Annotated in this window: 11 protein-coding genes; 3 read left to right on the forward strand and 8 right to left on the reverse strand. The window is 37.4% G+C overall.

All coding sequences use genetic code 11. The annotated features are described in order from the left end of the window. Window positions 1–125: 125 nt before the first annotated feature. The 4 genes from KPC_RS13980 to KPC_RS13990 all read right to left on the reverse strand — a co-directional run bounded on the left by KPC_RS13980 (window position 126) and on the right by KPC_RS13990 (window position 2,262). Window positions 126–524: a hypothetical protein gene (locus tag KPC_RS13980; protein WP_121974977.1), complete on the reverse strand. Its 399-nt coding sequence runs from the start codon at window positions 522–524 to the stop codon at window positions 126–128. A 48-nt stretch (window positions 525–572) separates the two neighbouring features. Then, entirely contained in the window at window positions 573–1,169 is a 597-nt protein-coding gene (locus KPC_RS13985; RefSeq protein WP_121974978.1) for a M17 family peptidase N-terminal domain-containing protein, read from the reverse strand. Window positions 1,170–1,305: 136 nt separating this feature from the next. Then, window positions 1,306–1,470 (reverse strand): hypothetical protein, encoded by a 165-nt coding sequence (locus tag KPC_RS20400; RefSeq protein ID WP_171334502.1) that lies wholly within the window; start codon window positions 1,468–1,470, stop codon window positions 1,306–1,308. Window positions 1,471–1,635: 165 nt separating this feature from the next. Continuing rightward, the gene (locus KPC_RS13990; protein ID WP_121974979.1) at window positions 1,636–2,262 is read right to left on the reverse strand and encodes a class I SAM-dependent methyltransferase; all 627 of its coding nucleotides are present in this window, start codon (window positions 2,260–2,262) and stop codon (window positions 1,636–1,638) included. Between the two features lie 349 nt (window positions 2,263–2,611). Here KPC_RS13990 and KPC_RS13995 point away from each other — a divergent pair, with 349 nt between their 5' ends. From KPC_RS13995 to KPC_RS14005, 3 genes are all read left to right on the forward strand, one after another. Then, complete coding sequence (locus tag KPC_RS13995) at window positions 2,612–4,138, forward strand: fumarate hydratase (protein WP_121974980.1); 1,527 nt, start codon at window positions 2,612–2,614, stop codon at window positions 4,136–4,138. Window positions 4,139–4,234: 96 nt separating this feature from the next. Further along, window positions 4,235–4,765, forward strand: coding sequence for a DUF2059 domain-containing protein (locus tag KPC_RS14000; protein ID WP_121974981.1), 531 nt, complete (start codon window positions 4,235–4,237; stop codon window positions 4,763–4,765). Between the two features lie 68 nt (window positions 4,766–4,833). Continuing rightward, window positions 4,834–5,223 carry a DUF2059 domain-containing protein gene (locus tag KPC_RS14005; RefSeq protein WP_121974982.1) on the forward strand — a complete coding sequence of 130 codons (390 nt, stop codon included), beginning with the start codon at window positions 4,834–4,836 and terminating at the stop codon, window positions 5,221–5,223. Window positions 5,224–5,246: 23 nt separating this feature from the next. Here the strand turns inward: KPC_RS14005 and KPC_RS14010 are convergent, their stop codons facing one another. The 4 genes from KPC_RS14010 to tig all read right to left on the reverse strand — a co-directional run bounded on the left by KPC_RS14010 (window position 5,247) and on the right by tig (window position 9,886). Continuing rightward, window positions 5,247–5,990, reverse strand: coding sequence for a DUF2846 domain-containing protein (locus KPC_RS14010; RefSeq protein WP_121974983.1), 744 nt, complete (start codon window positions 5,988–5,990; stop codon window positions 5,247–5,249). Window positions 5,991–6,136: 146 nt separating this feature from the next. Further along, window positions 6,137–7,447 carry an ATP-dependent Clp protease ATP-binding subunit ClpX gene (clpX, locus tag KPC_RS14015; protein WP_121974984.1) on the reverse strand — a complete coding sequence of 437 codons (1,311 nt, stop codon included), beginning with the start codon at window positions 7,445–7,447 and terminating at the stop codon, window positions 6,137–6,139. 39 nt (window positions 7,448–7,486) lie between these two features. Next, window positions 7,487–8,098: an ATP-dependent Clp endopeptidase proteolytic subunit ClpP gene (gene clpP / locus KPC_RS14020; RefSeq protein WP_004855037.1), complete on the reverse strand. Its 612-nt coding sequence runs from the start codon at window positions 8,096–8,098 to the stop codon at window positions 7,487–7,489. 453 nt (window positions 8,099–8,551) lie between these two features. Next, window positions 8,552–9,886, reverse strand: a complete 1,335-nt coding sequence (gene tig, locus KPC_RS14025) for a trigger factor (RefSeq protein WP_121974985.1) — start codon at window positions 9,884–9,886, stop codon at window positions 8,552–8,554. Between the last annotated feature and the right edge of the window lie 233 nt (window positions 9,887–10,119).

Here is a 10,119-nt window from a genome sequence, read left to right on the forward strand (position 1 = left end):
TGTATAAACTGTGTTTCCGATTAAAAAGTAAAAACTCATTACAAATCAGTTATTATTGTAATTTCATTAACTTTAAAAACTCCCCTTTGTAAATAAAACATATGAGCTAAATAATATCAAGATTTTTAATCTTCGTTCCCAGAGTCAATATTCACCTCACCTTGAGCAGTGACAGTTGCTGCAAAGCGACGTCTACTTTGTGAATCAATCATCACCAGACCAGACGTTCCTGCATTATTAAGAAACAAGTAGTTGCTTGCACCATTTTGATGATCAAACTTGAGATGCATCCCTTTTGAGTCTACTTCCAACCTGAGACTTAAGGTTTTATCAGGAGTACTTAAGAGCTGAATATTGGGATAACCCGATTTATCAATTTCAATATGCCCCGCTATTGCACCTTTTTCCTGTAAAAGTTGAATAGCAGGACGACCATTGTCTACAAATAAACGGATGCGAGGCTGATCATTTTCATCAACAATTTCAAGTTCACGAAGTTTTAACTTTTCAGTAAAATTCTCCATAACTTTCCTTTAATCTATTAAATTTAATAAATATTTTATTTAAAAACTTTAAAAAAACAAGTCAACATACTCCTGTGCCTTATCTTCAAAATTATGCTCCCCCGCATCAAACACCCAGTGTTTGACCGTGGCCTGTTTAACCAAACCCTTTTGATGCAGATAATGATGAGTTTCCCATGCAGTTTTTAGTGCCTGCAACATCGTTTGATTTAGCATTGGAAGTGGTGTAATCCCTGTATCCAGAATACCTGGGGCAAATGCCACACTTTCCAGCCCAAGTTGATTAGCTGTTTTAAAGGCAATAGAGACGGCATTCCCTATTTTTTCTACAGATAGATCTTCAGGATTCCCCATACCAATAAGCAACGCATTTGGTGCTTTTAAAGTTGTTTGTGGTTGATCCAGCAACAAGGTTTGGTATAAATCAGCGTTAAAATAACCATCTTCACGAATTTGACGCAATTGACCACCCAAGGCATGGTCTAAATCAACTAGCCCACCAATAAAATAATCACGCCCAACCTCATGATGAAATAAACATGCACATGAAAGTTCTACTTCTGCAGAGACACCATCCCAAGTAATTATTTCAATATGTAAATCCTGATATTTTCCAATTGATTGTCGTTTTATATTTACAGCCATCTTATTCTCTTTTATCTTCACTTGAATTATTGTGCAATTTTTAAAATAAAATCTCCGTTGAATAACGCATTATGTTTTGTTGATTTTTGATTAAATTTATTTCCAGGCAAATAGTTAAAAACCCCAAATGCTAGAGTTAAGCAGCCTTAGAACAAACAGTGTAATGTAATGAGAACTCTTCAATGAACACCTGACTATCTCCAGACACCTTATCATCCAGCCCAGACAAAACATCGAAAACCTGCATACTTACTAAAGCTTCATAACAATTATCATTAACAATATTCTGATCCAGATTCATTACCTCTTTTGGCAAATTAATCTATGATAATTTAAAATCATATCTTTCCAAGTAACCTATAAGTGATGTGATTTGTGATAGCCAATCAACTCAGAATATTCCGGAATAATTTTTCATATTTCTATCCCAACTGATAATTTTGAAGGGATAATCATTACATGCATATCAATTTGCTTCATGATCAATCCTCCTCGCCAACCATACTGTATGTCCCGCACATTCTGGATCTTCTGCCCGCATTTCGACCACTTCAAAATCATGATCATTTAACAGAGATTTATATTCTTCAGGAGATAAACTGGCATGATACAAAGCATCTCCAAACATATCCCCTATTGCTTCACCATTTGCAGGACCACTGGTAAACATTAAAACAGCTCCAGAATCAGCATGCTTTTGAAAAATTTTAAACATTCGCCTTTGATCGTCTTGGGTCAAATGAAAAAAACTATCCCAAGCCAGTATCCCTTTAAATTTTTCATTTAGATCAAGACCACGCATATCTTGTTGCATCCATGTCTGTTCAGGAAAGTTCTGCATAGCCATTTCAAGCATACTGTCTGAACTATCAATCCCAACAACTGAATAACCATTTTCAATCATATGTTGTGCAACTGGTTTTCCTGAGCCACATCCTATATCCAAAATTTTCGAATGATGAGGAATCAGTGAAAGAAAATGATCTAACCATACTTTTTCATATAAAAAATCCCCACGCCGCTCAGTCCATGCTTTACCATGTTTTTTATAAATCTCAATAATATGCTCAGCCAAATATTGATTATCAGTCATATCGTCATATCCGTTTTCAATTCTTTATTTTGGTATTCATGCATCTATTTTATGTTCATAAAATATCAGTGCATTTGAAAATTTTAATAAATAAAAGACACCTAACGACATCAAATATACAGAGTTCAAGTATTTCCACTTAACACCCACATATTTCAGTTTGGAAGCTTCACTTTAACAAAAGAAAAACATGAAGTTTCATGTATTTCCAGCATAAAAAACAGCTAAATAATTATTTTATTTCAAAGATTAAACTTTTGGCTAAAAATCACTCAAAACACCCACAAAACATGCTTTATAGCTTATAATTTGCCGCGCTAGCTATCAGCCCGCTCAAGAGATTTTTGATATGACAACTATTATCAAGCAAGATGACTTGATCACTTCGGTCAAGGACGCGCTTCAGTTTATTTCGTACTATCATCCACAAGACTTTATTCAAGCAATGAGTCGCGCTTATGACCGCGAAGAGAACAAAGCTGCGAAGGATGCAATTGCACAAATCTTAATTAACTCTCGTATGTGTGCAGAAGGTCATCGTCCAATCTGTCAGGATACTGGTATTGTTAACGTATTTGTTGATGTGGGTCTGGATGTTAAATTTGATTTAACCATGAGCTTGGACGATGCAATCAATGAAGGTGTCCGTCAAGGTTATTTGGAAAATACCAACGTACTTCGTGCATCTGTTCTTGCTGACCCTGCTTTTGGTCGTAAAAATACCAAAGACAATACGCCTGCTGTCATTCACTACAAACTCGTACCTGGCAACAAAGTAGATATTACTGTTGCTGCTAAAGGTGGTGGTTCTGAAAACAAATCAAAATTGGCAATGTTGAATCCATCCGATTCTATCGTGGACTGGGTCTTAAAAACTGTTCCAACAATGGGTGCAGGCTGGTGTCCTCCTGGTATGCTCGGTATTGGTATTGGTGGTACTGCTGAAAAAGCCATGATGCTTGCAAAAGAGGCATTGATGGAAGAAATCAACATGGACGAACTCCTTCGTCGTGGTCCACAAAATCAAATCGAAGAACTTCGTATCGAAATCTTTGAAAAAGTAAATGCACTTGGCATTGGTGCACAGGGTCTTGGCGGTTTAACAACTGTACTTGATATTAAAATCAAAGATTACCCTTGCCATGCTGCAGGTAAACCAGTTGGCATGATTCCAAACTGTGCTGCTACTCGCCATGCACATTTCCAGCTGGATGGTTCAGGTGTTGCTCATATTCAAGCACCTAAACTTGAAGATTATCCTTCCGTTACTTGGGATGCTTCCCAATCGAAACGTGTTGACCTCGATAATATCACTCAAGAAGAAATGAACAGCTGGAAACCTGGTGATACATTACTTCTTAACGGTACAATCTACACAGGTCGTGACGCTGCTCACAAACGTATGGTCGATATGCTCAACAAAGGTGAGCAACTTCCAGTTGATCTTAAAGGCAAGTTTATTTACTACGTTGGACCTGTTGATCCTGTAGGTGATGAAGTGGTTGGCCCTGCTGGTCCTACAACTGCAACACGTATGGATAAATTTACTCGTCAGGTTCTCGAAGCAACTGGCATGTTCGGTATGATTGGTAAAGCTGATCGTGGTCCTGCTGCTGTTGAAGCGATTAAAGATAACAAAGCAACTTACCTCATGGCTGTTGGTGGTGCTGCTTACCTTGTATCCAAAGCTATCCGTGAAGCTGAAGTCGTAGCTTTTGCTGACCTGGGTATGGAAGCGATCTATAAATTCAAAGTACAAGATATGCCTGTATCTGTCGCCGTTGATGTTAATGGTACATCTATCCATGCGATTGCACCAAAAATCTGGCAAGCAAAAATTGGGAAAATTCCAGTTGTTGATGCCGCGGCAAACTAATTTTTAAATATCAAGCGCACAAGCCGAACTTGATATTTAAACGAAAAGCACCCTATGATTAGGGTGCTTTTTTTATATTCTTAAATTGAGACAATAATGAAAATTTCCTCTTTTATTCTTACTTTTTCACTCGCACTTTCATCTTCTTTTGTATCTGCTGCAACACCATCAGATCAGTCCATCCAACAATTATTCAAAGTTATGAACATAGAAAAAATAACATTGGAAACAATTCAGCACATTAAACCTCAAATTGCTGAACAAGCAGATCAAATGGTAAAAATGGTCGTAAAACACGATAAACTTTCAGATAAAGAGCAAAAAGTATCAAATCAAATTGCAGACCAAATGTATAAGCAAACGTTAACTTTCATTTCATGGAAAGAGTTACAACCCATTTATACTCAGGTATACAAAGAAACTTACACTCAAGAAGAAGTAGAGGCTCAAATTGACTTTTACTCTACACCAACAGGTCAATCGATTTTAAATAAAACGCCAATTGTTACCCAAAAGACTATGGTTATGATGAATGGTCGTATTCAACAAGCAATGCTAGATCAATCATCAAATTTAAAAACCCTTTTTAAACAATTAGATGAACTAAAAAGGACTGACTCCAAATAGAGAGTTTCATCAAAATTTTGTTTATATTGAAAATATTGTCCCGTTCCTCAAATTCAGGAGTGTATCGAATGTCTTTGTTAAAATTTAAATCTACCTTGATTCTTTCCCTTATTTCATTTTCTACAATAATTTACGCAGAACCTGCGAAAATGAGTTCAATAGATCAACTTTTTAAAGTTACACAGGTCAAAAAAAACGTTATTGAAAATCTTAATCCCAAAATGTTCCACGCATTTGGCACAACTCCAGAACAATACTGGAAAGAAGTAGAACCTAAATTAAAAAAGTTATATCAAAGCCAACTAACTGAACAAGAAGTTCAGGCATCTTTAAAATTCTCAGAAACGGCTGAAGGTAAATCTTTAAACGAAAAAATGCCTAATCTTACACGTCAATCCAGTGATATCGCCATCAAAGCACTTACTGGTCAAAATTCTTCAGAGATATTTGGGCAATAATCTATAGATCACTTTGGTTAAAATTACCAAGTCAGTGGATTCCATATTTTAAATGGCTGAACCAGATGTACATCATCACTGGCTTTATATTTCTGCCCCTTGATTTGCTCTTTCGACTTAACAACACGGCCTTGCTCGTCTATAGTCGCGACAAAGTTTAACCCCGGTGTTTTAAGCTGAGTCATTCCTATTTCTTTTAGAGCCTGCTTTGTTGGCATCTGCATGATAGGGCCTGAACGTAGCAATTCAGCTGCACCATCTCCATTTGGACCTCCCCTGAATTGCTCTTCTTCATATTTTATAAAATACTGTTTCCCAGCAATCACACTAAAATCAACAACACGGGGTTTTTGGAATTTGACCACTGTCAATGGACGATTAATTGTTAGTCTATATGTCCCTTCTGGCAGCTCTATCCAATAATAATGGTTACTGATCAGACTCGGAATCCGTCTGTCATTGATATAGAAGTTAGGGGCTATGATTTCTTGTCTATTCCACTTGCTATCTGGACGATAGAAATAAACTACAGCAGCCTCTGGATTTTGTGGTTGAACTAATTTGAAATATTGACCATATTCCTGATTTACCCATGATCCAGTTGAAAAACCACTCAATCCATATTGATCGAGTATTGATGGATCTTTATCTAAATTTACAGGTTTTAAGGTACTTATAAGATTGGATTTCTTTTCATTTGCCATTTTATGGCTTTGGCAACCTGCCAAAACTATAGTTCCAATCAATACTAAACTAAGATAACGCATGAATATCCCTCACCGCGTATTTTTATTTTTTATTGATTACATTCGTTTTCTAACGATATTTAGCTTAGCATTTCATATTCATTTAACAAATAAAAAACGTGCAAAAAGTATCACCTTATTGCACGTTTCAGACGAATAGCAATAGATTAAGCAGATTTACTGTTAAGGACTTTCAAATCAACTTTATCTTTTACTGGTTCAGCCTTTTTCGGCTGACGTTCTGGCTTGTATGTAGGCTTGGCATGATCATTGATCACGGCTTCATTAATAATTACCGTGCCTACATCTGATCTGCTTGGAAGGTCATACATTGTTTCAAGCAATACATTTTCCAGAATTGAACGTAAACCACGAGCTCCTGTATTACGTTCAAGTGCTTTTTTCGCAACTGCACGTAATGCTGAATCTTCAAAAATAAGATCAACGTTTTCCATCTCAAAAAGGTATTGATATTGACGGGTCAACGCATTTTTAGGCTCGGTTAAAATCTGCATTAATGCTTCTTCATCGAGCTCCTCAAGCGTTGCAATTACTGGTAAACGACCAATAAACTCTGGAATCAATCCAAATTTTACCAAGTCCGCTGCTTCTACCTGACTGAAAAGTTCAGAAAGCTTTTTAGTGTCATCCTTATTTTTCACATCAGCAGTAAAACCGATTCCACCTTTTTCCTGACGTTGCTGTACTACCTTTTCAAGCCCGGAGAAAGCACCACCACAAATAAACAGGATATTTGAAGTATCAATCTGGATAAACTCTTGCTGAGGATGCTTACGTCCACCTTGAGGCGGAATGGATGCAACAGTACCTTCAATCATTTTCAGCAATGCTTGCTGTACACCTTCACCTGAAACATCTCGGGTAATAGAAGGGTTTTCAGACTTACGAGTAATCTTGTCAATTTCGTCAATGTAGATGATGCCCTTTTGTGCTTTATCTACATCATAATCCGCTTTTTGCAAAAGTTTTTGTACAATATTTTCAACATCTTCCCCGACATAACCAGCTTCAGTTAAGGTTGTTGCATCTGCCATAGCAAATGGAACATCTAGAAGGCGCGCAAGAGTTTGCGCAAGTAAAGTTTTACCAGAACCTGTTGGTCCAATCAGCAAAATATTACTTTTGGCAATTTCAACGCCATCTTCGGGTTTATGACCATGCTGAGATACTTTCAAACGTTTATAATGATTATATACCGCAACTGAAAGTGTTTTCTTGGCAGTATCCTGACCAATCACATACTGATCAAGTGCCGCACGAATTTCGTGTGGCTTAGGCAAAGGACGGGTTGCCCAGTCACCGCTGTCAACTTGCTGGCTCGTCTGAACTAGATCCAGGCACACATCCACGCATTCATTACAGATATATGCGTCCTCGCCCGCAATTAGCTTACCGACTTCAGACTGCGTTTTACCGCAAAATGAACAACGTTTTTGTCCTTGAGAATGATCGGACATTTTTACTCCAAATTTTCTAAATCTTTACTTTTTAATCGCTTAGTCTTGAGGGCGTTTAGAAAGAACCTGATCGACCAGACCATATTCTTTCGCTTGCTGAGCTGTCATGAAGTTATCACGATCAGTATCTTTGGCAACACGCTCATAGTCTTGACCGCTATGTTCAGCCATCAAACGATTTAAACGTTCTTTAATAAATAAAATTTCACGTGCATGAATTTCAATATCAGAAGCCTGACCACGGAAACCACCTAAAGGTTGATGAATCATAACGCGTGCATTTTCCAAACAATAGCGCTTACCTTTCGCACCAGCGTTTAGTAAAAATGCACCCATTGATGCAGCCTGCCCCATACAGTATGTGACAACATCTGGCTTGATAAACTGCATGGTATCGTAAATTGCCATACCAGCTGTCACTGAACCACCTGGTGAATTGATATATAAGTGGATATCTTTTTCTGGGTTTTCTGCTTCCAAAAACAACATTTGAGCAACAATCAAGTTTGCCATATTGTCTTCGACTTCGCCTGTCAAAAAGATCACACGTTCACGCAAAAGACGTGAAAAAATATCAAAAGAACGCTCACCACGTGAAGACTGTTCTACAACAACTGGGACTAAAGCGTTTTCAATAGATGGAACATACATATGTTATTTATTCCTGAATTTTTGTTACTCAGCTCAGAGGATTTGTTGACATTTCATACTGAACTGCGTTATCAGCTAAAATTGAGCAGGCCAGGCACGAAATGCAGAGAATGGCAACTCCATTTTCAAGTTTCGTAACGAAGCCTGAGATAATTTTAGCGACAACCCTTTGGGACAAGAGCGTTTTTTGATACTACTTCGTTAGCGCTTGTTCATTTAGATCACTAAATTTCACAAGCCCTGCCTCGTATCATCAAAAAACGTTCGAAGTCGCAGTCAATCTGAATTGTCAACAGATCCTCCTGACAATATGAGGGATAATGATCGAAATTGCAAAATATTCCCAATTAAATATCAAATTTTTTTTGAATAAGCATTATGAAAAAAGGACATTTACAAATTCACTACAGCATAAAAAAAGGCGCTCTTAAGCGCCTTTTAGATCAAAAGAACTTAGCCTTGCTGACGAGCTTGCTGTTCTTTCAATAAATCCTGATAAGACACTTGTTGATCAATCACTTTAGCAGAAGCCAGAATGTAATCAACAACCTGATCTTCTAAAACAACAGCTTCGATTTGAGCACGTTGTTGTTTATCATTTTTGAAGTATTCAACAACTTCTGTTGGATCTTCATAAGAAGAAGCCATATCATCAATATATGCATCTACACGTGCTGGATCTACTTCAAGTTTTGCATCAGCCAGAACTTTGCTTACAAGTACGCCAAGTTTTACTGATTTTTCAGCTTGCTCTTTGAACAAATCATCTGGAAGCATGCTTGAATCAAATGCTTTCGCACCTTGAGCACCAAACTGCTGTGTAAATTGCTGGATCATTTGTTGACGTTGACGGTCAATTTCTTGAGCAACCATTGCCGCAGGAACTTCAACTTCGTTCGCTGCAACAAGCGCATCAAACGCTGCACCTTTCACTTGGTTACGAAGACCATTTTTAACTTCACGTTCCATATTTTTACGAACGTCAGCTTTTAATTTGTCTAAACCTTCTTCTTCTGAGATACCAAATACTTTTAAGAATTCAGCGTCAATTTCAGGAAGTTTTGCTTTTTCAACAAGTTTAACTGTGATTTTGAACTGTGCTTGTTTACCAGCAAGGTTTTCAGCTTGATAATCTTCAGGGAAAGTAACATCAATGACTTTCTCTTCACCTTTCTTCATACCAACGATACCGTCTTCGAAGCCAGGGATCATGCGACCAGAACCTAAAACGAGTTTAAAGTCTTCCGCTGAACCACCTTCGAATTTTTCACCGTCGATAGTACCTTCGAAGTCAAAAGTCACTTGCATGTCTTTTTTAGCCATACCTTTGGTTTCTGCCCAAGTCTGGCGTTGTTTTTGCAAGTTTTCAATCATGATATCAACGTCTTTATCGTTGATTTCTGTTGACTTACGCTCTACTTCCAAAGTATCAAAAGGTTTAACCTCAACTTCAGGATAAGTTTCTACAGTTGCTTCATAAACCAGAGCATCATCTTTATTTTCAACTTTCTCAATGTTTGGCATACCAACAGCATTGATTTTTTCTTGTTGGATTGCTTCAAACACAGTGTCACGAATAATATCGTTAACTACTTCTTGGTAGATACCAGCACCATATTCACGGCGTACAACATCCACAGGCACTTTGCCTGGACGGAAGCCGTTAATCTTCACAGTTTTGGCAGTGCGTTTCAAGCGAGCTTCAAATTGCTCGTTAATACGGCTCGTCGGTACAGATACATTTAAACGACGGGCAACGCCCGAAACCGCTTCAGAAGTTACTTGCATGGCTTCCTCGATATGAATTTAGTAATAACAGTTTTTAAAAAAGTGCCACATTATATGACAACATTCCAAGATATACAAAAAACAAGCTGAGTTCTTGTGAATAAAATCAAATTTTACATTTTTATGATCATTTTTTGTTCACCCAAATAAAAACCAGACTTTATATCCTCTTTCTCATAAATACTTAAAATTACACACCTGTAATAATTCTTTCACATTAAGCATTATTTCTC

Source organism: Acinetobacter stercoris, from assembly GCF_900323515.1.
GTDB classification, from domain to species: domain Bacteria; phylum Pseudomonadota; class Gammaproteobacteria; order Pseudomonadales; family Moraxellaceae; genus Acinetobacter; species Acinetobacter stercoris.

What these genes read in the sequence shown, in the direction of transcription:
- KPC_RS14000 (WP_121974981.1), top strand. Translation starts at nt 4,235, where the DNA reads ATGAAAATTTCCTCTTTTATTCTTACTTTTTCACTCGCACTTTCATCT.
- KPC_RS14005 (WP_121974982.1), top strand. Translation starts at nt 4,834, where the DNA reads ATGTCTTTGTTAAAATTTAAATCTACCTTGATTCTTTCCCTTATTTCA.
- KPC_RS13985 (WP_121974978.1), bottom strand. Translation starts at nt 1,169, where the DNA reads ATGGCTGTAAATATAAAACGACAATCAATTGGAAAATATCAGGATTTA.
- KPC_RS13995 (WP_121974980.1), top strand. Translation starts at nt 2,612, where the DNA reads ATGACAACTATTATCAAGCAAGATGACTTGATCACTTCGGTCAAGGAC.
- KPC_RS13980 (WP_121974977.1), bottom strand. Translation starts at nt 524, where the DNA reads ATGGAGAATTTTACTGAAAAGTTAAAACTTCGTGAACTTGAAATTGTT.
- KPC_RS20400 (WP_171334502.1), bottom strand. Translation starts at nt 1,470, where the DNA reads ATGAATCTGGATCAGAATATTGTTAATGATAATTGTTATGAAGCTTTA.
- KPC_RS14010 (WP_121974983.1), bottom strand. Translation starts at nt 5,990, where the DNA reads ATGCGTTATCTTAGTTTAGTATTGATTGGAACTATAGTTTTGGCAGGT.
- clpX (WP_121974984.1), bottom strand. Translation starts at nt 7,447, where the DNA reads ATGTCCGATCATTCTCAAGGACAAAAACGTTGTTCATTTTGCGGTAAA.
- clpP (WP_004855037.1), bottom strand. Translation starts at nt 8,098, where the DNA reads ATGTATGTTCCATCTATTGAAAACGCTTTAGTCCCAGTTGTTGTAGAA.
- tig (WP_121974985.1), bottom strand. Translation starts at nt 9,886, where the DNA reads ATGCAAGTAACTTCTGAAGCGGTTTCGGGCGTTGCCCGTCGTTTAAAT.
- KPC_RS13990 (WP_121974979.1), bottom strand. Translation starts at nt 2,262, where the DNA reads ATGACTGATAATCAATATTTGGCTGAGCATATTATTGAGATTTATAAA.